This is a genomic window from Streptomyces sp. CB02980 (assembly GCF_014451325.2).
GTDB lineage: Bacteria > Actinomycetota > Actinomycetes > Streptomycetales > Streptomycetaceae > Streptomyces.
The window spans coordinates 1-23,909 of record NZ_JACSCH020000017.1 but is presented as its reverse complement, the minus strand read 5'-3'; the positions used below and the strand labels follow the sequence as shown (position 1 = coordinate 23,909).

Below are 23,909 nucleotides of genomic sequence, written 5' to 3'. Positions count from 1 at the left end.
GGGTGTTGGGGTCGGGCCTCCGGGGGGTCAGTTGCGGCGTAGGCGGGGGATCGCGCGGGTCAGCAGGGCCTCCCGCTGGATCGACCACCTCGTCGTCGTCTCCGACCACCGCGCCGCCGTCGACCAGCGCAGCCGCGCAGCCGACCGCGGCGCCAGGAGCGCGCGCAGGCGCGTTCCGCGGTCCGCCGACGCGTGGAAGCCCGCCCGGATCCGGGCCGCCTCCTCCGCCAGACCCGAAGCCGGCCGCGGGTTCGGCGCGTAGAGCGCCTCCTCCACCGCCCGGGCCACCCGGTGCACCGCGTCCGCCGCCTCGCCGCCCAGTTCGCCCAGGCGGACGATCCTGGCCGCCGTACGCCTCGGCGTCTGCGACTCGTCCGGTTCGATTCCGTAGTCCCAGGCCGTGTCGAGGATCTCCTGCCAGACCGCGAGCGTCCGCGCCCCGGCCGCCGCCCCGCCCGGACCCAGCCGCCGTGCCCGTATCCGGGTACGCCACAGCAGGGGGAAGAGGGGGATGGCGAGGACCGCCAGCACTCCCACGACGATCAGGACCACCGTCAGGGGGTTCGGGCCCCCGCCGGACGAGTCCGCGCCGGCCACCGCCTCCTCCGGGCCGCAGTCGCCGAGCCGGCGTTCCTGCGGCGTGCAGCTCGCCGAGGCGCTGGGCGCGGCGGACGGCTGCGCCGAGGCGCTCTGCTCCGGCTGGGCGGGCCCGGTGGCCGTACCCGAGGGCGTGTTGTCCTGGGTGTACGAGGGGGTGGAGCCCCGCGAGGGGGTCGGCTCGAACCGCGTCCAGCCCGCACCCTCGAAGTACAGCTCGGGCCACGCGTGCGCGTCCCGGATGCCGACCGACACCGAGCCGTCGGTCTGCGTCGTGCCCGGCATGAAGCCCACGGCCACACGGGCCGGGATGCCGAGGGAGCGGGCCATCGCCGCCATCGAGAAGGAGAAGTGGACGCAGAAGCCCTCCTTGTCCTTCAGGAAGCGGGAGATCGCCTGCACACCGGTGCCGGACTCGACGTCCACGTCGTAGCGGAAGCCGCCGTCCCGGGCGAACCACTCCTGGAGCTTCACCGCCTGCTCGTAGTCGTTGCGCGCGCCCTTGGTGACCTGGAGCGCGGTCGCCTTCACATCGGCCGGCAGCGAGGCCGGGATCTTGGTGTACTCGCGGAGGAGCTTCTCCGGGGCGTCCCCGGCCGCGGCCAGCTGCTCGGACGTCGGCTGTACGTCCAGGCTGGAGACGGTGTAGCGGGCGCCCTTGGTGGTCTGCTTGTCGTCGCCGACGAGCATCCGGCCGGCCGGTTCGTACCGCCAGCGGCCGTCGATGTCGACGCGGCCGGCCGGGTACGGCATCGGCAGCCACTTCTGCTCGTACCCCTCGGAGGCGACGAAGTTGCTGGTCACCTCGGTGATCCGGACGCTCTGGGAGAGTCCGTCCGGCCAGGGCAGCTGCTTGGGCACGGCCTCGATCGGGCGGGCCGAGGACTTCCACGAGGTGCCGTCGAACTGGTCGAGGGCGACGAGCCGCAGGTACAGGCCGGAGGTGTCGCGGGCGTTGGTCCGGTAGCGCAGCACCTCCCGGTCCTCGGGCTGGCGGAGATTGTCCTGGAGGGAGACCAGCGGGTTCACGGCCGAGATCGTGCCGCCCCGGCCCTCGCCGCCGGTTCCCTCGCCGTCGCCGTTGCCGATGAGGCCGCCGGTGAAGCCGGGCAGCGCGAACGGGACGACCATGGCGACGCCCATGGCCACGGCACCGATGCGGCGACCGGTGCGGGCCGGGGCGAATGTGGGGCCGCCGCCGCCCGCGACGGACGAGCCGGGCCTGGCGGAGCGCTGGGCGCCGCCGAAGACCCGGCCCCACTGCGAGAGCCGGTCGCGGCCCTCGGCGAGGAGGAGCAGCAGATAGCCGGAGGCGGCGAGGAGGAACCAGAGCCAGCCGGCGCCGCCGCCGGAGAGACCGGCCGCCACCGAGTACAGGGCGAGCAGCGGAAGACCGGCCGGGGCCGCCTTGCGGAAGGAGACGGCGAGGGTGTCCACCATGAGGCCGATGGCGACCACGCCGCCGACCAGCATGATCCGGATGCCCTCGGTGTCCGGCGCGGGGATCGCGTACCTGCCGACGTCCTCGGCCCCCGCCGCGAACAGGTCGGCGGCGTGCGTGAAGACCTGCGGGCCGGGCAGGAACCAGAGGATCGCCTGCTCGCGGGCGAAGATCGCGGTCAGCGCGAGGAGCGCGACGGCGAGCTGGGCGAGCAGGGTCAGCGGCTGGGCCAGCGGTGCCCGTCGGGCCAGCGTGCCCACCCCGCTCACCAGGGCGAGGACGAAGGCGGCCGTGAAGATCCAGGTCGCCGGCTTCACCAGGGGAAGCAGCGCTCCGGATGCCATCAGGGTGGCGCCCCAGGCGGCCAGGGTCAGCCGTGCGCGCCCGCTCATGACCATCCTCCGTAGGTGTCGGCGGCGGCGGACTCCGCGCGGACTCCGGCAGCCTGCTGCCAGAGGTCGGCGAGCTTGGCCGCGGGCGGTACGGCCAGCGCCGTCCAGCCCGCCTCGCGCAGCTGCCGTACCCGGTCCTCGACGGCCCCGGCGACCGCGCCGCCGGTCAGCCAGGTCCCGGAGTCCAGGACGAAGGCGACGGCCGCGCCGGTGCGGTTCCGCATCCGGGCGGTGAGGGCCGCCTGCTCCTCGTCGAGATCGCCGACGAAGGCGACGAGCAGTCCTTCGTCGCCGCCGCGCAGCACGTCGGAGGCGCGGGAGAGGCCGCCGCCCTCGGAGTGGTCGACGACCGCGAGGGTGTCCATCATCAGACCGGCCGACTCGGCCGAGTCCTGGGCCGAGCCGGCGAAGCCCTCGGTGCCCTCGCCGGGCACCGAGGTACCGGTGTCGGTGACGAGCCGGACCGCGTAGCCGCGCTCCAGCATGTGGATCAGGGCGGAGGCGGCGCCGGAGACCGCCCACTCGAACGCCGAGTCGGGGCCGGAGCCCTGGTAGGCGATCCGGCGGGTGTCGAGGAGGACGGTGCAGCGGGCCCGCTGCGGCTGCTCCTCGCGGCGGACCATCAGCTCGCCGTAGCGGGCGGTGGAGCGCCAGTGCACCCGGCGCAGGTCGTCGCCGTGGCGGTAGGCGCGCGGAATGATGTCGTCGTCGCCGGCGAGGGCGAGCGAGCGCTGCTGTCCGTCGCCGTACCCCGAGGCCTCGCCGACGAGCTTCACCGGCGGCAGCGCCTCGGTCCGCGGGACGACGGTGAGGGTGTCGTACGCGCTGAAGGAGCGGGTCAGCTCGCACATCCCGAAGGGGTCGTTGAGCCGCAGCTGGAGCGGGCCCAGCGGGAAGCGGCCGCGCAGGTCGGAGCGGACCCGGTAGGACACCTCGCGCCGGCCGCCCGCCTCGACCCGGTCGAGGACGAAGCGGGGGCGGGGCCCCAGCATGTACGGCACGTGGTCCTGGAGCATCAGCAGCCCGGTGGGGAGCTTGGAGACGTTCTCCATCCGCAGTTGGACCCGGGCCTCGGAGCCCGCCTCCACCCGCTGGGGGGTGAGCCGGCGGGAGGCGGCGACCCGGTAGCGGGTGCGGTGCAGTACCAGGACGCAGATCAGCGGCAGCGTGGCGAGCAGCAGCCCGACGCGCAGCAGATCGGCCTGGCCGAGGACGTACGCGCAGGCGGCGGCGGCCACTCCGGCGGCGAGGAAGGAACGGCCACGGGTGGTGAGACCGCCGAGGGCGGCCCGCAGACCGCCCCGGTCGTCCTCGTCGCCCCGCTGCCCGTCCGGCACGGCAGCGGTGGTCATCACAGCCGCCGGGCGCCGGGCTGCTGGCCGTAGAGGGGTCCGGCGGGCGGGGCCGCGGCCGGGACGGGGGTGCGCTGCAGGATGTCCTGGACGACCTGCTCGGCGGTGCGGCGGTTCAGCTGGGCCTGCGCCGTCGGCAGCAGCCGGTGGGCGAGGACGGGCGCCGCGAGTGCCTGGAGGTCGTCGGGCAGCACGTACTCGCGGCCGCTGAGCGCGGCGGAGGCCTTGGCGGCCCGCAGCAGGTGCAGGGTGGCCCGCGGGGAGGCACCGAGCCGCAGGTCGGTGTGGGTGCGGGTGGCGGAGACGATGTCGACCGCGTAGCGGCGTACGGCGTCGGCGACGTGGACCGCGCGGACCGCCTCGATCAGCTTGAGGATGTCGTGCGCGTGGGCGACCGGCTGGAGGTCGTCCAGCGGGGAGGTCGAGCCGTGCACGTCGAGCATCTGGAGCTCGGCCTCGGCGCTCGGGTAGCCGATGGAGACCCGGGCCATGAAGCGGTCGCGCTGGGCCTCGGGCAGCGGGTAGGTGCCCTCCATCTCGACCGGGTTCTGCGTGGCGACCACCATGAACGGGCTGGGCAGCTCGTAGGTCTGGCCGTCGACGGTGACCTGGCGCTCCTCCATGGACTCAAGGAGTGCGGACTGGGTCTTCGGCGAGGCGCGGTTGATCTCGTCGCCGATCACGATCTGCGCGAAGATCGCACCCGGCTTGAACTCGAAGTCCCGGCGCTGCTGGTCGAAGATCGACACGCCCGTGACGTCCGAGGGCAGCAGGTCGGGGGTGAACTGGATGCGGCGCACCGAGCAGTCGATGGACCGCGCCAGGGTCTTGGCCAGCATGGTCTTGCCGACGCCGGGGACATCCTCGATGAGGAGGTGTCCCTCGGCGAGCAGCACGGTCAGCGAAAGCCGTACGACCTCGGGCTTGCCCTCGATCACACTCTCCACCGATCTGCGCACCCGCTCCACAGTGGTGGTCAGATCAGTGAGGCTCGCTCGATCGTCATAGGTCGTCACCCGGCCCTCCTCGGCCTTCCGGAACACGGACACCTGCCCCCGTGGAATCGTCGGAGGGTGTCGCACCCCAGCATTCTTGTTCGCATGGCCGGGTTGTGTCACTTGCCCGCGGACAAGTGCGGGTGAAATGCCGGGCTTTGGGTGTTTAAGCCGGGTCGGTCTCGGCGTCGGACGCGGGATCGATCTCCCGCAGGAGGCCGGTGGTCACATCGAAGACGAAGCCCCGGACGTCGTCGGCGTGCAGCAGGAAGGGGGAGGTCCGCACCCGCTGCATCGACTGCCGTACGTCCTGGTCGACGTCGCGGAAGGCCTCGACCGCCCAGGCCGGCCGCTGGCCGACCTCGTCCTCCAGCTCGTGCCGGAAGTCCTCGGTCAGCGATTCCAGGCCACACCCGGTGTGGTGCACCAGCATCACGCTGCGGGTGCCGAGGGCGCGCTGGCTGATGGTGAGCGACCGGATCACGTCGTCCGTGACCACGCCGCCCGCGTTGCGGATCGTGTGGCAGTCGCCGAGCTCGAGGCCGAGCGCGGAGTGCAGGTCGAGACGGGCGTCCATGCAGGCGACGACGGCGACGCGCAGCACGGGGCGCGCGTCCATGCCCGGGTCGGTGAAGTCGGCGGCGTAACGCGCGTTCGCGTCGACGAGACGGTCGGTGACCGTGCCGCCGGTGCGTATGGCGTCGGCAGAGGGGTGCGCGGAGGTCGACATGGTTCCGACGTTAATGGTCACAGGCCTTCCGGGCCTGCTGTGAGAGGGGACAAAGAACCTCAATGAGCCTTGTTGTGAGGTAACCCACAGCCCTGGACGGCCCCGCCCCGAACGGGTGAGCCGTCCGGAATGTCCCGTCGGCTCTCCGGCGCCGTGCGACGCGCCAGCCGGTTGATTGACCGGCGGGTCCCGTGGACTAAAGTGACGCGAAGTTCACGGAGACAACGAGCGACTTCCGCGGTTTCTCCCCCGTGTGTGCGGCGGTACCTACGGCTCGGCCTTCTTACCCGCTCGCCCGTACCTCCGCGCCGGATCTGAGAGGGCGCATTGAGCAACGACCGACACGTCCCGGTCATGCTCCAGCGGTGCCTGGACATGTTGGCCCCCGCCCTGCGGCGCCCCGGCGCGGTCGTCGTCGACTGCACCCTGGGCCTCGGCGGCCACAGCGAGGCACTCCTGCAGCAGTTCCCCGAGGTGCGGCTCGTCGCCCTCGACCGGGACAAGGAGGCCCTGCGGCTCTCCGGCGAGCGGCTCGCCCCGTACGGGGACCGCGCCACCCTCGTCCACGCCGTGTACGACGAGCTGCCCGAGGTCCTCGACAAGCTCGGCCTCCCCACCGTCGACGGCGTCCTCTTCGACCTGGGCGTCTCCTCCATGCAGCTGGACGAGGCCGACCGCGGCTTCGCCTACGCGCAGGACGCCCCGCTCGACATGCGCATGGACCAGACGACCGGCATCAGCGCCGCCGAGGTCCTCAACACCTACGCACCCGGTGAGCTGGTCCGCATCCTCCGCGCGTACGGCGAGGAGAAGCAGGCCAAGCGGATCGTCTCGGCGATCGTGCGCGAGCGCGACAAGGAGCCGTTCAGCAACAGCGCCCGGCTCGTCGAGCTCATCCGCGACTCCCTGCCGCAGGCCGCCAAGCGCACCGGCGGCAACCCGGCCAAGCGCACCTTCCAGGCCCTGCGCATCGAGGTCAACCGCGAGCTCGACAGCGTCGAGAAGGCCATCCCGGCGGCCGTGAAGGCCATCGGCGTCGGCGGGCGGGTCGTCGTCCTCTCGTACCAGTCCCTGGAGGACCGGATCGTCAAGCAGGTCTTCGCGGCCGGGGCGGCCACCACCGCCCCGCCCGGCCTGCCCGTCGTCCCCGAGAAGTACCAGCCTCGTCTGAAGCTGCTCACCCGCGGCGCCGAGCTGCCCACCGAGGAGGAGGTCGCCGAGAACCGGCGCGCCGCCCCGGCCCGGCTCCGGGGCGCCGAGCGGATCCGGGAAGACGTCCTGTGACCACGGCGAAGGGGCCGCTCAAAGGGCGGGCCGCGCGGCTCGGACGGCTCATGCCGTCGGGGCCGAGCTCGGCCGCCCGCACCCCCTTCGTCCTGCTGGTCGTCGTGCTGCTCGGCGGCGGTCTGATCAGCCTGCTGCTGCTGAACTCGGCCCTCAACCAGGGCTCCTTCCAGCTCAACGAGCTCAAGGACCGGACCACCGAACTCACCGACGAGGAGCAGGCGCTCCAGCGGGACGTCGACGACTACGCGGCCCCCGACGCCCTGGAGCGGCGGGCCCGCGAGCTCGGCATGGTCCCGGGCGGCAGCCCGGCCTTCCTGGGCCCGGACGGCAAGGTGCTCGGCGAGCCCTCGGAGGCTGCCGCCCCGAAGCCCACCCCGACCCCGAGCCGGAAGCCCGCGCCGCCCGCCACCGGCTCCCCGAAGCCGGGGACGGCCACCGGTGCGGGCGCCACCGCCACCGGTCCCGCACAGACAGCGCCCGCCCGCGCACCCGCACCGCCACCCGACCCGACGAACTCCGGCAGGTGACCCGCAAGTGCCCCCCAAGGAGCCCCCGCGCCGCCGCGTCCCCGGACCCGCCAGGCCCGCGCGCCCCCGGCCCGCCTCCGCCGGGGCCCGCACGTCCCGCCCCGCCCCGCGCCCGACCGCGAAGCGGACCGCGCCCCGGCCGCCGGCCCGCCGGCCGCGCACCATCCGGCTCGGCAGCCCCCGGCCCCGGCTGCGGCTGGTCTCCCTCGGTCTGACCCTGGTCATGACGGCCTTCGTGGTGCGGCTGCTCCAGGTCCAGGCCGTCGACGCCAGCGCGTACGCGGCCAAGGCCGACAAGTACCGCTTCCAGGAGTACACGCTCTCCGCCGAGCGGGGCGAGATCACCGACCGCAACGGCATCGCGCTCGCCGCGAGCGTCGACGCGTACGACATCACCGCCGACCCGCAGCTCTTCACGCCCGAGGTGTCCAAGGTCCCGGACGCGCCCGAGCAGGCCGCCGCCCTCCTCGCCCCCCTCCTCGGCAAGGAGCCCGCGGAGCTCGCGAAGAAGCTCCGTACCCCCAAGTCCCGGTACACGCTGCTCGCCCGCAAGCAGACCCCGCAGGTCTGGAACCAGATCAAGGACCTGCGGCGCGTCTACGGGCAGAAGGCCCAGCGCTCGGCCGGCGGCAGCGGCGTCAACCTCCTCGGCGGCATCCTCAGCGAGCCCAGCACCAAGCGCGTGTACCCGAACGGCGAGCTCGCCGCCGGGATACTGGGCTACGTCAACGCCGAGGGCAAGGGCGCCGGCGGCGTCGAGTCGATGCTCGACCCGGAGCTCGCCGGCAAGGACGGCAAGATCCGCTTCACCCAGTCCGGCGGCCGCCAGGTGCCCACCGCGGGCTCCCAGGGCACCCCCGCCGTCCCCGGCTCCGACATCGAGCTGACCATCGACCGGGACATCCAGTGGGCCGCCCAGCAGGCCATCACCGAGCAGGTCACGAAGTCCAGGGCCGACCGGGGCTATGTCGTCGTGCAGAACACGAGGACCGGTGAGGTCCTCGCCATGGCCAACGCCCCCGGCTTCGACCCCAACGACCTCTCCGCCGCCAACGCCGCCTCGATGGGCAACGCGGCCCTCCAGGACGCCTACGAACCCGGCTCCACCAGCAAGGTCATGTCCATGGCCGCCGTCCTGGAGGAGGGCAAGGCGGCCCCCGACACCCAGGTCACCGTCCCCAACCGGCTCCACCGCGGCGACCGGCTCTTCAAGGACGACATCGACCACCCGACCTGGTACCTGACGCTCAACGGCGTCCTCGCCAAGTCCAGCAACATCGGCACCATCCTCGCCACCGGCCAGCTGGGCGCCACCCAGGCCGAGTCGAACAGGGTCCTCCACTCCTACCTGCGCAAGTTCGGCATGGGCAGCCCCACCGGCCTGAACTACCCGGGCGAGACCGCCGGCATCCTGGCCAAGCCGCAGGACTGGTCCACCTCGCAGCAGTACACGATCCCCTTCGGCCAGGGCCTCTCCGTCAGCGCGATGCAGGCCGCCTCCGTGTACTCGACCATCGCCAACAAAGGCGTACGCGTCGAGCCGACCCTGATCCGCGGCACCAAGGGACCCGACGGGCGCTTCACGCCGGCGCCCAAGCCCGAGGAGTCCCGGGTCGTCAGCGAGAAGACCGCCAAGACCCTCGCCCAGATGCTGGAGTCCGTCGTCGACGACCGGGAGGGCACCGGCAACAAGGCCGCCATCCCCGGCTACCGCGTCGCCGGCAAGACGGGCACCGCCAACCGCGTCGACCCCGAGCTCGGCCGCTACAAGGGCTACACCGCATCCTTCGCCGGGTTCGCCCCCGCCGACGACCCCCAGATCACCGTCTACTGCGCCATCCAGAACCCCACCAAGGGCAGCTACTTCGGCGGCCAGATCTGCGGCCCCATCTACAAGAAGGTCATGGAGTTCGCCCTCAAGACCCTCCACGTCGCCCCCACGGGCAGCGAGCCCGCCCGACTGCCGGTCATGTTCGACCCCACCCCGTGACACTCCGGGAGCACCAGTGACAACGATCACCCCCCATTCCGGGAACCGGAAATCGAACTCCGGCGAGGCCCCGGGCTCTTTTGGCCCCCCGCAGGGTGCGCCCGGTACGCTCACCGCCGTGCCACACGCTGATCAGTACCGAACCGCCCCGCCCCGGCCGGAGCAGGCCCGCCCGACACCCCTGGGCGACCTGGCCGCGCAGCTGGGGGTCGACGCCCCCGGAACCGCCGAGATCTCGGGCATCACCCACGACTCCCGGGCCGTGCGACCCGGCGACGTGTACGCGGCCCTGCCCGGTGCCCGCGCCCACGGCGCCGACTTCGTCGCCCAGGCCGCCGGACTCGGCGCCGCCGCGATCCTCACCGACCCGACGGGCGCCGAGCGCGCCGCGGCCACCGGCCTGCCGGTCCTGGTCGTCGAGAACCCGCGCGGCCGGATGGGCGAACTCGCCGCCGAGATCTACGGGCGGCCCGGCGCCGACCTCCTCCAGATCGGGATCACCGGCACGTCCGGCAAGACCACCACCGCCTACCTCGTCGAGGGCGGCCTGCGCGGCTCCGGGCACCACACCGGGCTCGTCGGCACCGTCGAGATGCGGATCGGCGACGAGCGCATCAAGTCGGAGCGCACCACCCCGGAGGCCACCGACCTCCAGGCGCTCTTCGCGGTCATGCGCGAGCGGGGCGTCGACGCGGTCGCCATGGAGGTCTCCAGCCACGCCCTCGTGCTCGGCCGGGTCGACGGCTGCGTCTTCGACGTCGCCGTCTTCAACAACCTCAGCCCCGAGCACATGGAGTTCCACTCCGACATGGACGACTACTACCGGGCGAAGGCCGGGCTCTTCACGCCCGAGCGCAGCCGCCTCGGTGTGGTCAACCTCGACGACGCCTACGGCCGCAGGCTGGCCGGCGAGGCGACCGTCCCGGTCGTCACCTTCTCCGTCGAGGGCCGCGCCGACGCCGACTGGCGCGCCGAGGACCTCGTCCTCGGCTCCCACGACTCGACGTTCACCGCCGTCGGCCCCGCGGGGGAGCGGATTTCCGCCACGGCCCCGCTGCCGGGCCCGTTCAACGTCGCCAACACCCTCGCCGCGATCGTCACCCTCGCCGCCGCGGGCATCGACCCGAAGAGCGCCGCCGAGGGCGTCGCCGCCGTCCCCGGCGTGCCGGGCCGCCTGGAGCGGGTCGACGCGGGCCAGCCGTACCTCGCCGTCGTCGACTACGCGCACAAGACGGACGCCGTCGAGTCGGTCCTGCGCTCCCTGCGCGAGGTCACCGAGGGCAAGCTGCACGTGGTCATCGGCTGCGGCGGGGACCGGGACACCACCAAGCGCGGCCCGATGGGCGCCGCCGCGGCCCGGCTCGCCGACACCGCCGTCCTGACCTCCGACAACCCCCGCTCCGAGGACCCGCTCAAGATCCTCGCCGCCATGCTCGCGGGCGCCGCCGAGGTGCCCGCGGAGGAACGCGCCGAGGTGCTCGTCCTCGCCGACCGCGCCGCGGCCGTCGCGGCCGCGGTCGCCCGCGCACAGCCCGGCGACACCGTCCTCGTCGCGGGCAAGGGCCACGAGCAGGGCCAGGAGATCGCCGGGGTCGTACGCCCCTTCGACGACCGCCAGGTCCTGCGCGAGGCCATCGCCGACCGCTCGCACACCCGGGCTTCCGCGCCGAGCGGAACAGCCGGCCACCAGAACAGTCAGGGATGAAGCAGTGATCGCCCTCTCCCTCGCCGAGATCGCCGAAATCGTCGGCGGGCAGGCGCACGACATACCGGATCCGGCCGCCCGGATCACCGGGCCCGTCGTCATCGACTCCCGCGAGGTGCGGGCCGGCAGCCTGTTCGCGGCCTTCGCCGGTGAGCACGTCGACGGCCACGACTACGCGGAACGCGCCGTCGCGGCGGGTGCGACGGCCGTCCTCGCCGCCCGCCCCGTCGGCGTCCCCGCCATCGTCGTCGACGACGTCCAGACGGCGCTCGGGGCCCTCGCCCGAGCCGTCGTCGAACGGCTCGGCACCGATGTCGTCGCCCTCACCGGCTCGGCCGGCAAGACGTCCACCAAGGACCTGATCGCCCAGGTCCTCGACCGGCACGCGCCCACCGTCTGGACGCCCGGCTCGCTCAACAACGAGATCGGCCTGCCGCTCACGGCGCTCCGCGCGAGCGACGAGACCCGGCACCTGGTCCTGGAGATGGGCGCCCGCGGCATCGGGCACATCCGCTACCTCACCGGCCTCACCCCGCCCCGTATCGGCCTCGTCCTCAACGTGGGCACCGCCCACATCGGCGAGTTCGGCGGCCGGGAGCAGATCGCCGAGGCCAAGGGCGAGCTCGTCGAAGCGCTTCCGACGGCCGAGGACGGCGGTGTCGCGGTCCTCAACGCCGACGATCCGCTGGTCCGCGCGATGGCCAGCCGCACCAAGGCCCGCGTGACCTTCTTCGGCGAAGCGGACGAAGCGGCCGTACGGGCCGAGAACGTCCGCCTCACAGAGTCCGGACAGCCTTCTTTCAGGCTTCACACACCCACCGGGTGCAGTGACGTGACCTTGCGCCTGTACGGTGAGCATCACGTGTCGAACGCGCTCGCAGCGGCCGCCGTCGCGCACGAGCTGGGCATGCCTGTCGAAGAGATCGCCACCGCGCTCTCCGAGGCCGGCACCCTGTCGCGCTGGCGCATGGAGGTCACCGAGCGTCCGGACGGCGTGACGATCGTCAACGACGCCTACAACGCGAACCCCGAGTCCATGCGAGCCGCCCTGCGCGCGCTCGCGGCCATGGGCAGGGCCGCACAGGCCCGAGGGGGCCGTACGTGGGCGGTGCTCGGCAAGATGGCCGAGCTCGGTGACGCATCGCTCGTCGAGCACGACGCGGTCGGACGGCTCGCCGTCCGGCTCAACGTCAGCAAGCTCGTGGCGGTCGGGGACAGGGAAGCGTCCTGGCTGCAACTGGGCGCATATAACGAGGGTTCGTGGGGTGAGGAGTCGGTGCACGTGTCCGACGCGCAGGCGGCTGTCGACCTGTTGCGCAGTGAGCTGCGCCCGGGGGACGTCGTCCTTGTGAAGGCTTCCAGGTCGGTCGGCCTCGAACAGGTCGCCCTGGCGCTCCTCGACACCGAGGGCGAGGTCGCCGTCCGATGAGGCAGATCCTCTTCGCGGGGGCCATCGGGCTCTTCCTGACCCTGATCGGCACCCCGCTGCTGATCAAGCTCCTCGCCCGCAAGGGGTACGGGCAGTTCATCCGGGACGACGGCCCGCGCGGCCACGCCGGCAAGAAGGGCACGCCCACCATGGGCGGCATCTCCTTCATCCTGGCCACGCTCATCGCGTACGCCCTGGCCAAGGTCATCACCGGTGAGGACCCGACGTACTCGGGCGCCCTGGTGCTGTTCCTCATGGCCGGCATGGGCCTGGTCGGCTTCCTCGACGACTACATCAAGATCGTCAAGCAGCGTTCGCTGGGTCTGCGGGCCAAGGCGAAGATGGCCGGCCAGCTGATCGTCGGCATCGCCTTCGCCGTGCTGTCGCTGCAGTTCGCCGACCTGCGGGGGCTCACGCCCGCCTCCACGAAGCTCTCCTTCATCACGGACTTCGGCTGGGCCATCGGACCGGTGCTGTTCGTGGTCTGGGCGCTCTTCATGATTCTCGCCATGTCCAACGGCGTGAACCTGACGGACGGTCTGGACGGCCTGGCCACCGGCGCCTCGGTGATGGTCTTCGGCGCGTACACCTTCATCGGGCTCTGGCAGTTCCAGGAGTCCTGTGCGAACGCCATGACCCTGACCAACCCCAACGCCTGCTTCGAGGTGCGCGACCCGCTCGACCTCGCCGTCGTCGCCTCCGCGCTCATGGGCTCCTGCTTCGGCTTCCTGTGGTGGAACACCTCGCCCGCCAAGATCTTCATGGGTGACACCGGCTCGCTCGCCCTCGGCGGCGCCCTCGCCGGTCTCGCCATCTGCTCCCGTACGGAGCTGCTGCTGGCCCTGCTCGGCGGACTGTTCGTACTGATCACGATGTCCGTGGTCATCCAGGTCGGCTCGTTCAAGATGACCGGCAAGCGCGTCTTCCGGATGGCACCCCTCCAGCACCACTTCGAACTCAAGGGGTGGTCCGAGGTCCTTGTCGTCGTCCGGTTCTGGATCATCCAGGGCATGTGCGTGATCGTGGGCCTGGGCCTCTTCTACGCGGGATGGGCATCGGAAAAGTGACAGAACAGCTCGACTGGAACGGCAAGAAGGTCACCGTCGCGGGACTCGGGGTGTCCGGCATCCCGGCCGCCCGCGTCCTGCACGGTCTCGGCGCGCTCGTCACCGTCGTCAACGACGGCGACGACGAGCGCTCCCGGGCCCAGGCCGCCGAGCTGGAGGCGGAGGGCATCACCGTCCGCCTCGGCGACGGGGCCACCCTGCCGTCCGGCACCGAGCTGATCGTCACCACCCCCGGCTGGCGGCCCGACAAGCCGCTCTTCGCGGCCGCCGCCGAGGCGGGCGTGGAGATCTGGGGCGACGTCGAACTCGCCTGGCGGCTCAGGGGGCCGGGAGCGGCCCCCTGGCTCGCGGTCACCGGCACCAACGGCAAGACCACGACCGTCCGGATGCTCGCCTCGATCCTGGAGGCGGCCGGACTGCGGACCGCCGCCGTCGGCAACATCGGGGTCTCGCTCCTCGACGCCGTCCTCGGCGAGGAGCAGTACGACGTGCTCGCCGTCGAGCTCTCCAGCTACCAGCTCCACTGGGCGCCGTCCGTCCGCGTCCACTCGGGCGCCGTGCTCAACCTGGCGCCCGACCACCTCGACTGGCACGGCTCCATGGAGGCGTACGCGGCCGACAAGGGCCGCATCTACGAGGGCAACCAGGTCGCCTGCGTCTACAACGTCGCCGACAAGGCCACCGAGGACCTGGTCCGCGAGGCCGACGTCGAGGAGGGCTGCCGGGCCATCGGCTTCACCCTCGGCACCCCCGGCCCGTCCGAACTCGGCGTCGTCGAGGGCATCCTCGTCGACCGGGCCTTCGCCCCGAACCGGCAGAAGAACGCCCAGGAGCTCGCCGAGGTCTCCGACGTCCAGCCGCCGGCCCCGCACAACATCGCCAACGCCCTGGCCGCGGCCGCCCTGGCCCGCGCCTTCGGCGTCGACGCCAAGGCCGTACGCGACGGCCTGAAGGCCTTCCGGCCCGACCCGCACCGCATCGAACTGGTCGAGGAGGTCCAGGGGGTCGCGTACGTCGACGACTCCAAGGCCACCAACACCCACGCCGCGGAAGCCTCGTTGGCCGCCTACGACCCGATCGTCTGGATCGCCGGCGGCCTCGCCAAGGGCGCGACCTTCGACGAGCTCGTCCAGAAGTCGGCGAAGCGCTTGCGCGGGGCCGTCCTGATCGGCGCCGACCGGGCCCTGATCCGCGAAGCCCTGGCGCGACACGCCCCGGAAGTACCGGTGGTGGACCTCGACCGGACCGACACTGGGGCGATGTCCGAGGCGGTCCGAGAGGCGACCCGGCTCGCCCGCGCGGGGGACACGGTGCTCCTCGCCCCGGCCTGTGCCTCGATGGACATGTTCACCAACTACAACAAGCGCGGCGAGGCCTTCGCGGACGCGGTCCGCGCCCTCGCCGCCACCGGGGACGCCTGACCCGACCCGTGGGAGGGTCCGGCAGGACCGGGCACGACCGGAGGGGGCAGCGACCATGCCGAGCAAGATCGCAGGGACACGTGGGCCCTCCGCCGTACGCGGCGGAGGGCGGGCCCCCGCGACCCCGCGGCGACCCCGCGGCGGGGGCCTGCGACGGCTCCACGAGCGGGCGCGGAAGGCCTGGGACCGGCCGCTCACGGCGTATTACGTGATCATCGGCGCGGGCATGCTCATCACCGCGCTCGGCCTCGTGATGGTCTACTCCGCCTCGATGATCACGGCGCTCCGCTACGAACTCGTGCCCTCCTACTTCTTCCGGAAGCAGTTCTTCGCCGCGCTCCTGGGCACCGGACTGCTCCTGGCCGCCTCACGGATGCCCGTGAAGCTCCACCGGGCCCTCGCCTACCCCATCCTGGTCGGCGCGGTCTTCCTGATGGTGCTCGTGCAGATCCCGGGGATAGGGCACTCCGTCGGCGGCAACCAGAACTGGATCTCGCTGGGCGGCCCGTTCATGCTCCAGCCCAGCGAGTTCGGCAAACTGGCGCTGATCCTCTGGGGCGCGGACCTGCTCGCCCGCAAGAACGACATGCGGCTGCTCACGCAGTGGAAGCACATGCTGGTGCCGCTGGTCCCGGGTGCCTTCATGCTGCTCGGACTGATCATGCTCGGCGGCGACATGGGCACCGCGATCATCCTCACCGCGATCCTCTTCGGCCTGCTGTGGACCGCCGGAGCGCCCACCCGGCTCTTCGTCGGGGTGCTCGCGGTGGCCGGCGCCCTCGGGGCGCTGCTCATCAAGACGAGCCCCCACCGCATGGACCGGTTCCAGTGCATCGGAGCCTCCGACCCCGGCGGCGAGGGGGCCCCCTGTCTGCAGGCCGCGCACGGAATCTATGCTCTGGCGTCGGGCGGATGGTTCGGTTCCGGACTCGGTGCGAGCGTCGAGAAATGGGGCCAACTGCCCGAGGCGCACACCGACTTCATCTTCGCGGTCACCGGTGAGGAACTGGGTCTGGCGGGGACGCTGTCGGTACTCGCCCTGTTCGCGGCTCTAGGCTATGCGGGTATCCGCGTGGCCGGAGGCACGGAGGACCCCTTCGTGAGGTTCGCCGCGGGAGGTGTGACCACCTGGATCACGGCTCAGGCCGTGATCAACATCGGTGCGGTGCTCGGTCTGCTGCCGATCGCCGGTGTCCCGCTCCCGTTGTTCTCCTACGGTGGGTCGGCCCTACTGCCGACCATGTTCGCCGTCGGGCTCCTCATCGCCTTCGCGCGACAGGAACCCGCCGCGAAAGCGGCCCTGGCCATGCGCCGCCCCGGCTGGGGCAAGCGGGCCGGGGTGAGATGGAAGTCGATGCGACGGCGCGTCAAGAAGCGCCCGTCCGGAGAGCGGTGAATTTCGGTGCATGTCGTACTCGCCGGCGGGGGGACCGCCGGCCACATCGAGCCCGCGCTGGCCCTCGCGGACGCCCTGCGCAGGCAGGACCCCAGCGTGGGGATCACGGCGCTCGGCACGGAGAAGGGTCTGGAGACCCGGCTCGTGCCCGAGCGGGGCTACGAGTTGGCCCTCATCCCCGCCGTACCGCTGCCCCGCAAGCCCACCCCCGAGCTGATCACCGTTCCCGGGCGGCTGCGCGGCACCATCAAGGCGGCCGAGCAGATCCTGGAGCGCACCAAGGCGGACTGCGTGGTGGGCTTCGGCGGCTATGTGGCGCTGCCCGGCTATCTGGCGGCCAAGCGCCTCGGAGTGCCGATCGTCGTGCACGAGGCCAACGCCCGGCCCGGCCTGGCCAACAAGATCGGTTCGCGGTACGCGGCCGGGGTCGCCGTCGCGACCCCGGACAGCAAGCTCCGCAACGCCCGTTACATCGGCATTCCGCTGCGGCATACCATCGCGACCCTCGACCGGGCGCGCGTGCGCCCCGAGGCGCGCGCCGCGTTCGGGCTCGACCCGAACCTGCCGACGCTCCTCGTCTCCGGCGGCTCCCAGGGCGCCCGGCGGCTCAACGAGGTGATCCAGCAGATCGCTCCGGTGCTCCAGCGCTCCGGCATCCAGATCCTGCACGCGGTCGGCCCGAAGAACGAAATGCCGCGCGTCGACAACATGCCCGGAATGCCGCCCTACGTGCCGGTACCGTACGTGGACCGGATGGATCTCGCGTACGCCGCGGCCGACATGATGCTCTGCCGTGCGGGCGCCATGACCGTCGCCGAGCTCTCCGCCGTCGGGCTGCCCGCCGCGTACGTACCGCTGCCGATCGGCAACGGCGAACAGCGGCTCAACGCCCAGCCGGTGGTCAAGGCCGGCGGCGGACTCCTCGTCGACGACGCGGAGCTGTCGCCGCAGTGGGTGCAGGGCAACGTCCTGCCCGTACTGGCCGATCCGCACCGGTTGTACGAGATGTCCCGCGCCGCCGCCGAGTTCGGCCGCCGGGACGCCGACGACCTGCTCGTCGGCATGGTGTACGAGGCGATCGCCGCGCGCCGCCAGGCGTAGCGCGGCGGCTGAGGGCAGGAGACGCCACGTGGCAGCCGGACCGACGACCGCGGAGAAGAGCGGCGCGAGCGAGTCGAAGAGGTCGTCGAAGGGCTCGTCGGACGGTCCGTCCCGCACGGGCACCCGGAATCGCAAGTTCCGGGTGCCCGGCGCCCGGGCGCTCCTCGTCGCCCTCGCCGTTCTCCTGCTCGTGGCCGGCGGGATCTGGGCGCTCTACGGCTCGAACTGGTTCCGTGTGGAACGTGTGAAGACTTCCGGCACCTCGGTCCTGACCCCGCGTGAGGTCGAGGCCGTCGCCGCCGTACCGATGGGCGCCCCGCTCGTCACCGTCGACACCGAGGCCATCGAGGCACGGCTGCGGGAGGGGTTCCCGCGGATCGAGTCGGTGGAGGTCGTGCGGTCCTGGCCGCACGGAATCGGGCTGAAAGTGACGGAACGGAAGCCCGTTCTTCTGGTGGAAAAGGGCGGAAAGTTCATCGAAGTGGACGCGACCGGAATGCGGTTCGCCACCGTCGACACCGCTCCCCGTGGCGTCCCCCGGCTCGTCCTCGACAGCGCCACCTCGCCGAGCCTGCGCCGCTTCGGCGCGGACCGGCTGCTCCGGGAGGCGGTGCGCGTCCGGGGTGAACTCCCGGCCGAAATCGCCCGTCACACTCGTGTCGTACGCGTCACCTCGTACGACTCCGTCACTCTGGAGCTGACCAGGGGGCGCACGGTCTTCTGGGGCAGCGGCGAACACGGTCCCGTCAAGGCCCGCGTTCTCACCGCTCTCCTGAAAGCCACCCCCAAAGCGGGGCACTTCGATGTAAGTGCTCCCACAGCGCCCGCCTCGTCCGGGAGTTGACGGGAATCGCCCCTGGCCAGCCCCCTGGTTGGCCAGCGCTACGGGTGATCACATAGGGTGAAAAGAAAAACGGGAGGTTCGGCGTGTTCGTTGAACGTGCGCCACTTGTCGACTTAGTGTCCTGTTCGGAAGAGTCCAGCGAACAGAGACACTGGTAACCCTAAACTTCAACGTTAGGGTTTGGGTCGGCGTTTCGGACCGTCCCAATCGGCATCCGTCGGAGCCGCGCGACCAACCGCGCAGCGACGACACGTAACTCGAGGCGAGAGGCCTTCGACGTGGCAGCACCGCAGAACTACCTCGCAGTCATCAAGGTCATCGGTGTCGGCGGCGGTGGTGTCAATGCCATCAACCGAATGATCGAGGTCGGTCTCAAGGGCGTCGAGTTCATCGCCATCAACACCGACGCGCAAGCGCTGTTGATGAGCGACGCCGACGTCAAGCTCGACGTCGGCCGTGAACTCACCCGTGGCCTCGGCGCCGGGGCGAACCCGGCCGTCGGTCGCAAGGCGGCAGAGGACCACCGTGAGGAGATCGAGGAGGTCCTCAAGGGGGCCGACATGGTCTTCGTCACCGCCGGAGAGGGCGGCGGCACCGGCACCGGCGGCGCACCCGTCGTCGCCAACATCGCGCGCTCGCTCGGCGCCCTGACGATCGGTGTGGTCACCAGGCCGTTCACCTTCGAGGGCCGCCGTCGCGCCAATCAGGCGGAGGACGGCATCGCCGAGCTCCGCGAAGAGGTCGACACCCTCATCGTCATCCCCAACGACCGGCTCCTGTCGATCTCGGACCGTCAGGTCTCCGTGCTCGACGCCTTCAAGTCGGCCGACCAGGTGCTGCTGAGCGGTGTGCAGGGCATCACCGACCTCATCACCACCCCGGGTCTGATCAACCTCGACTTCGCCGACGTCAAGTCGGTCATGTCCGAGGCCGGTTCGGCCCTGATGGGCATCGGCTCCGCCCGCGGCGACGACCGCGCGGTGGCGGCGGCGGAGATGGCGATCTCCTCGCCGCTCCTCGAGGCCTCCATCGACGGCGCCCGTGGCGTGCTGCTCTCCATCTCCGGCGGCAGCGACCTCGGTCTCTTCGAGATCAACGAGGCCGCGCAGCTGGTCAGCGAGGCAGCCCACCCGGAGGCCAACATCATCTTCGGCGCCGTCATCGACGACGCCCTCGGCGACGAGGTCCGGGTCACCGTCATCGCGGCCGGCTTCGACGGCGGCCAGCCGCCGGCCCGCCGGGACAACATCATCGGCTCGGTCTCCGCCAAGCGCGAGGAGCCGGCCCCGGCGCCCCGCCACGTCGAGACCTCCCGCCCGCTGGGCGGCCTCGGCACGGTCGCCCCGCGCGAGGAGCCGGTCCAGGTTCCGGCCGAGCCCGCGCCGGCGGTCAACGAGACCCCGCTGTCGCCCGCCCCTCCGGTCGTCCCGCCGGCCCGTCCGTACGCGGACAGCCAGGCCGAAGAGCTGGACGTCCCGGACTTCCTGAAGTGATAGGACAGCGCTTCGACGCGAACGGCGCGCACTTCGCCTTCACCGACAGGTGGGGCGGGGTGAGCGCCGTTCCGTACGAGGAGCTCAACCTCGGCGGCGCGGTGGGGGACACCCCTGAGGCGGTGCGGACCAACCGGTCGCTCGCGGCCGGCGCCCTCGGGCTCGACCCCGCGTCGGTGGTCTGGATGAACCAGGTGCACGGCGCGGACGTCGCCGAGGTCGAGGGGCCGTGGGGCACCGACGGAATCCCGTCGGTGGACGCCCTCGTCACCTCCCGCCCCGGACTCGCCCTCGCCGTCCTCACCGCGGACTGCGTCCCCGTCCTCCTCGCCGATCCGGTCGCCGGGGTCGCGGCCGCCGCCCACGCCGGGCGGCCCGGGATGGTGGCGGGAGTCGTTCCCGCCGCGGTCGCGGCCATGATCGATCTCGGCGCCGACCCCGCCCGTATCGTCGCCCGCACCGGCCCCGCCGTCTGCGGGCGTTGCTACGAGGTGCCGGAGGCCATGCGGGCCGAGGTCGCCGGGACCGAGCCCGCCGCCTGGGCCGAGACGAGCTGGGGCACCCCGGCCGTCGACGTCACCGCAGGAGTCCTCGCCCAGCTCGAACGGCTCGGCGTCACGGACCGGCAGGCCAGTACGGACTGCACCCGGGAATCCGGTGACCACTACTCGTACCGCCGCGATCGCACCACGGGGCGACTCGCGGGATATGTCTGGTTGGACTGAGAAGAGACATGACGGACCGCACGTCGGAACTCGCCGAGAACCTGGCCCGGGTGGAGGCGCGCATCGCAGCCGCCTGCGCGGCCGCCGGGCGCCCGCGGGAAGAGGTGACGCTCGTCGTGGTCACCAAGACCTACCCCGCGAGCGATGTGAGAATCCTCCACGGACTCGGCGTACGGCACGTCGCCGAGAACCGGGACCAGGACGCCGCCCCGAAGGCGGCCGCCTGTGCCGACCTTGATCTGACCTGGCACTTCGTGGGTCAGTTGCAGACCAACAAGGTCAGATCCGTGGTGGGTTATGCCGATGTGGTGCAGTCTGTCGACCGCTTGAAGCTCGTTTCCTCGCTCTCCGCGGCCGCGGAGAAGGAGGGCCGCGAGCTCGGCTGTCTCCTCCAGGTCGCGCTCGACGCCGAGTCGGGCGAGCGGGGCGACCGCGGCGGTGTCGCACCCGACGGGATCGAGGAGTTGGCGGCCGCGGTGGCCGCCGCCCCGGGGCTGCGGCTCGACGGACTCATGACCGTCGCCCCGCTCTCCGGTCCGTACGCGGGACGGCAACGCGCCGCCTTCGACCGGCTGATGGATTTGTCGACTGCCCTGCGCGCGACCCGTCCGGCTGCGAACATGGTGTCGGCAGGGATGAGTGCGGACCTCGAAGAGGCCGTCGCCGCCGGGGCGACACACGTACGCGTCGGTACGGCGGTACTCGGAGTCCGCCCGAAGCTCGGGTAACGTCGCGAAGCAAGTCGGACCACAGCAGAAAATATGGTCATTCCGCAGAACGGCGGGACGACCCGTGGATCGCGGGCACTTGGTGACGCTGCGACATTGGCCAGTATGGCGATCCACCACAGAGCGGAGGACTCAGAGAATGGCCGGCGCGATGCGCAAGATGGCGGTCTACCTCGGCCTCGTGGAGGACGATGGGTACGACGGCCGGGGCTTCGACCCCGACGACGACTTCGAACCCGAGCTGGAGCCGGAGCCCGAGCGCGACCGGCGCCACATCGCCCCCCCGCGACAGGTGGAGCGTGAGGAACCGGTACGAGTGGTGCAGCCTCCGGCCCCCCGTGAGCCGATGTCCCATTCTGTTCCGGTACTCGCCGAAAGCGGACGTCCGGCCCGAATTGCCCCCGTGGCATCCATCACACCCGAACGTCCCAGCATGGAGAAGAACGCACCCGTGATCATGCCCAAGGTCGTGTCCGAGCGGGAGCCCTACCGCATCACCACGCTGCACCCCCGGACCTACAACGAGGCCCGTACCATCGGGGAACACTTCCGTGAGGGCACCCCGGTGATCATGAATCTCACGGAGATGGACGACACGGACGCGAAGCGACTTGTCGACTTTGCCGCCGGACTCGTCTTCGGGCTCCATGGCAGCATTGAGCGCGTGACGCAGAAGGTGTTCCTGTTGTCGCCTGCTAACGTCGATGTCACGGCGGAGGACAAGGCCCGGATCGCAGAGGGCGGATTCTTCAACCAGAGCTGAGAACACGAGAACCGGACGGACCGGTCGCGAAGCGGCCGGAACAAGTGAGAGCACGTAAGTCAGGGGAGAGGGAAACGCGGGATGGGCGTCGCACTACAGGTGGTCTACATCGTGCTGATGTGCTTCCTCGTCCTCCTGATCGTCCGACTTGTCATGGACTACGTCTTCCAGTTCGCCCGTTCATGGCAACCCGGTAAGGCGATGGTGGTCGTCCTTGAGGCCACCTACACTGTCACCGATCCACCGCTCAAGCTTCTGCGGCGACTCATCCCGCCGCTGCGTCTCGGGGGCGTGGCACTCGACCTGTCCTTCTTCGTTCTGATGATCATCGTCTACATCCTGATCTCCATCGTGAGCAGCTTCGCGAGGTGAATGTGGACGATACGGTCTTGCCGACTGCCGACGACTACGTAGAGGTGAAGAAGAGATGCCGCTGACCCCCGAGGACGTGCGGAACAAGCAGTTCACGACCGTCCGCCTCCGAGAAGGCTATGACGAGGACGAGGTCGATGCCTTCCTCGACGAGGTCGAGGCCGAGCTGACCCGCCTGCTCCGCGAGAACGAGGACCTGCGCGCCAAGCTGGCCGCCGCGACCCGTGCCGCCGCGCAGAACCAGCAGCAGCAGGGGATGCGCAAGCCCCCGGAGCAGCAGGATCGTCCCGTCGGTCCCGGCGCGCCCGTGCCCGCCGCCATATCCGGACCGCCGGTCCAGCAGCAGCCGCCGCAGATGGGCCCGCCGCAGCTTCCGTCCGGTGCCCCGCAGCTTCCCGCCGGCCCCATGCAGGGTGGTCCGATGCAGGGCGGCCCCATGCAGGGTGGCCCGATGCAGGGCGGCCCCATGCAGGGTGGCCCGATGCAGGGCGGCCCCATGCAGGGCGGTCCGATGCAGGGCGGCCCCATGGGTCACCCGCAGCAGCAGATGCAGCAGCAGATGCCGCCGCAGATGCAGCAGCCGCAGCAGGGTCCCGGTGGCGACAGCGCCGCGCGTGTCCTCTCGCTGGCCCAGCAGACCGCCGACCAGGCGATCGCCGAGGCCCGCTCCGAGGCCAACAAGATCGTCGGCGAGGCGCGTTCGCGTGCCGAGGGCCTGGAGCGGGACGCCCGCGCCAAGGCGGACGCTCTTGAGCGGGACGCGCAGGAGAAGCACCGCGTCGCGATGGGCTCCCTGGAGTCCGCTCGCGCGACGCTGGAGCGCAAGGTCGAGGACCTGCGCGGCTTCGAGCGCGAGTACCGCACGCGTCTGAAGTCGTACCTGGAGTCGCAGCTGCGTCAGCTGGAGACCCAGGCCGACGACTCGCTCGCCCCGCCGCGTACCCCCGCCACGGCCTCGCTGCCGCCGGCCCCGTCGATGGCCTCGGCCGGCGCCGGTGCGCCGTCCTACGGCGGCAACGGTGCGATGGGTGGTGGACCGTCCATGGGCGGCGCCCCGTCCTACGGCGGCCAGCAGCAGATGTCCCCTGCGATGACCCAGCCGATGGCTCCGGTCCGTCCGCAGGCTCCGCAGCCGATGCAGCAGGCGCCGGCGCCGATGCGTGGCTTTCTGATCGACGAGGACGACAACTGACGGCCGGTTGTCGCGCGATGAGCGCGTAGCCGTCGGCAGGCTGAAGGGCCGGGCCCCGGGAAACCGGGGCCCGGCCCTTTGCCGTACCCGGCCGCGGCGCCGCGCCCGCGCTGGCCCTGCCCGGGGCGCCACCCCCCCCGTGTGGGCAATCGTCCCGCTGGACGGTGCCCGCTTGCCCGGGCCGCCCCGGCGCGCCCCCTGCCGATGCGGGCCGCCCCGGCGCACCCCCTGCCCATGCGGGCCGTGCCGCCGCCCGCCCCCACGCGGGCTGCGCCCACCCCCACGCGGGCTGCGCCCGCCACCGCACCCTCTGCCGGGCTGCGCCCGCCACCGCACCCTCTGCCGGGCTGCGCCCGCCACCG

General features: G+C 71.9%; 19 protein-coding genes and 2 pseudogenes. 16 read left to right on the top strand and 5 right to left on the bottom strand.

Annotated features, from left to right (window positions below; all coding sequences use genetic code 11):
* Nucleotides 1-27: 27 nt before the first annotated feature.
* The 4 genes from E0F75_RS29805 to E0F75_RS29790 form a co-directional block, all read right to left on the bottom strand.
* On the bottom strand, nt 28-2,430 hold the full coding sequence (locus tag E0F75_RS29805; protein ID WP_229314058.1) for a DUF3488 and transglutaminase-like domain-containing protein: 2,403 nt from the start codon (nt 2,428-2,430) through the stop codon (nt 28-30).
* Nucleotides 2,427-3,782 (bottom strand): DUF58 domain-containing protein, encoded by a 1,356-nt coding sequence (locus tag E0F75_RS29800; RefSeq protein ID WP_229314057.1) that lies wholly within the window; start codon nt 3,780-3,782, stop codon nt 2,427-2,429. The genes E0F75_RS29805 and E0F75_RS29800 overlap by 4 nt, the downstream gene beginning before the upstream one ends.
* Complete coding sequence (locus E0F75_RS29795) at nt 3,782-4,798, bottom strand: MoxR family ATPase (RefSeq protein WP_229314056.1); 1,017 nt, start codon at nt 4,796-4,798, stop codon at nt 3,782-3,784. Before E0F75_RS29795 ends, E0F75_RS29800 begins: the two co-directional genes overlap by 1 nt.
* Before the next feature lie 145 nt (nt 4,799-4,943).
* A complete protein-coding gene (locus E0F75_RS29790; protein WP_229314055.1) occupies nt 4,944-5,507 on the bottom strand; it encodes a carbonic anhydrase in 564 nt (187 codons plus the stop codon).
* A 327-nt stretch (nt 5,508-5,834) separates the two neighbouring features.
* On the opposite strand from E0F75_RS29790, the gene rsmH reads away from it, so the two are divergent.
* The 16 genes and pseudogenes from rsmH to E0F75_RS29710 form a co-directional block, all read left to right on the top strand.
* A complete protein-coding gene (gene rsmH / locus E0F75_RS29785; protein ID WP_229314054.1) occupies nt 5,835-6,791 on the top strand; it encodes a 16S rRNA (cytosine(1402)-N(4))-methyltransferase RsmH in 957 nt (318 codons plus the stop codon).
* Entirely contained in the window at nt 6,788-7,321 is a 534-nt protein-coding gene (locus E0F75_RS29780; RefSeq protein WP_229314053.1) for a septum formation initiator family protein, read from the top strand. The genes rsmH and E0F75_RS29780 overlap by 4 nt, the downstream gene beginning before the upstream one ends.
* Before the next feature lie 7 nt (nt 7,322-7,328).
* Nucleotides 7,329-9,311, top strand: coding sequence for a penicillin-binding protein 2 (locus E0F75_RS29775; RefSeq protein ID WP_229314052.1), 1,983 nt, complete (start codon nt 7,329-7,331; stop codon nt 9,309-9,311).
* Nucleotides 9,312-9,327: 16 nt separating this feature from the next.
* Nucleotides 9,328-11,016 (top strand): UDP-N-acetylmuramoyl-L-alanyl-D-glutamate--2,6-diaminopimelate ligase, encoded by a 1,689-nt coding sequence (locus E0F75_RS29770; protein WP_374115456.1) that lies wholly within the window; start codon nt 9,328-9,330, stop codon nt 11,014-11,016.
* A 4-nt stretch (nt 11,017-11,020) separates the two neighbouring features.
* Nucleotides 11,021-12,445 (top strand): UDP-N-acetylmuramoyl-tripeptide--D-alanyl-D-alanine ligase, encoded by a 1,425-nt coding sequence (gene murF / locus E0F75_RS29765; RefSeq protein ID WP_229314050.1) that lies wholly within the window; start codon nt 11,021-11,023, stop codon nt 12,443-12,445.
* Entirely contained in the window at nt 12,442-13,512 is a 1,071-nt protein-coding gene (mraY, locus tag E0F75_RS29760; protein WP_229314049.1) for a phospho-N-acetylmuramoyl-pentapeptide-transferase, read from the top strand. Before murF ends, mraY begins: the two co-directional genes overlap by 4 nt.
* The gene (gene murD, locus E0F75_RS29755; RefSeq protein ID WP_229314048.1) at nt 13,494-14,933 is read left to right on the top strand and encodes a UDP-N-acetylmuramoyl-L-alanine--D-glutamate ligase; all 1,440 of its coding nucleotides are present in this window, start codon (nt 13,494-13,496) and stop codon (nt 14,931-14,933) included. The genes mraY and murD overlap by 19 nt, the downstream gene beginning before the upstream one ends.
* Before the next feature lie 55 nt (nt 14,934-14,988).
* On the top strand, nt 14,989-16,329 hold the full coding sequence (ftsW, locus tag E0F75_RS29750; RefSeq protein ID WP_229314047.1) for a putative lipid II flippase FtsW: 1,341 nt from the start codon (nt 14,989-14,991) through the stop codon (nt 16,327-16,329).
* A 6-nt stretch (nt 16,330-16,335) separates the two neighbouring features.
* Complete coding sequence (gene murG, locus E0F75_RS29745; RefSeq protein ID WP_030314515.1) at nt 16,336-17,430, top strand: undecaprenyldiphospho-muramoylpentapeptide beta-N-acetylglucosaminyltransferase; 1,095 nt, start codon at nt 16,336-16,338, stop codon at nt 17,428-17,430.
* A 28-nt stretch (nt 17,431-17,458) separates the two neighbouring features.
* Nucleotides 17,459-18,274 carry an FtsQ-type POTRA domain-containing protein gene (locus tag E0F75_RS29740; protein ID WP_229314046.1) on the top strand — a complete coding sequence of 272 codons (816 nt, stop codon included), beginning with the start codon at nt 17,459-17,461 and terminating at the stop codon, nt 18,272-18,274.
* A 278-nt stretch (nt 18,275-18,552) separates the two neighbouring features.
* The gene (gene ftsZ, locus E0F75_RS29735) at nt 18,553-19,767 is read left to right on the top strand and encodes a cell division protein FtsZ (RefSeq protein WP_229314045.1); all 1,215 of its coding nucleotides are present in this window, start codon (nt 18,553-18,555) and stop codon (nt 19,765-19,767) included.
* Entirely contained in the window at nt 19,764-20,492 is a 729-nt protein-coding gene (gene pgeF / locus E0F75_RS29730; protein WP_229314044.1) for a peptidoglycan editing factor PgeF, read from the top strand. The genes ftsZ and pgeF overlap by 4 nt, the downstream gene beginning before the upstream one ends.
* Before the next feature lie 8 nt (nt 20,493-20,500).
* The gene (locus E0F75_RS29725; protein WP_229314043.1) at nt 20,501-21,220 is read left to right on the top strand and encodes a YggS family pyridoxal phosphate-dependent enzyme; all 720 of its coding nucleotides are present in this window, start codon (nt 20,501-20,503) and stop codon (nt 21,218-21,220) included.
* 139 nt (nt 21,221-21,359) lie between these two features.
* Nucleotides 21,360-21,983, top strand: a complete 624-nt coding sequence (locus tag E0F75_RS29720) for a cell division protein SepF (protein ID WP_030314526.1) — start codon at nt 21,360-21,362, stop codon at nt 21,981-21,983.
* 81 nt (nt 21,984-22,064) lie between these two features.
* Nucleotides 22,065-22,355 carry a YggT family protein gene (locus tag E0F75_RS29715; RefSeq protein WP_017238790.1) on the top strand — a complete coding sequence of 97 codons (291 nt, stop codon included), beginning with the start codon at nt 22,065-22,067 and terminating at the stop codon, nt 22,353-22,355.
* Between the two features lie 55 nt (nt 22,356-22,410).
* Nucleotides 22,411-22,545 (top strand): annotated as a pseudogene (locus E0F75_RS29710) (DivIVA domain-containing protein); the annotation flags it as partial.
* A 267-nt stretch (nt 22,546-22,812) separates the two neighbouring features.
* Here E0F75_RS29710 and E0F75_RS40475 read toward each other — a convergent pair.
* Nucleotides 22,813-22,890 (bottom strand): annotated as a pseudogene (locus tag E0F75_RS40475) (hypothetical protein); the annotation flags it as partial.
* Nucleotides 22,891-23,909 lie beyond the last annotated feature (1,019 nt).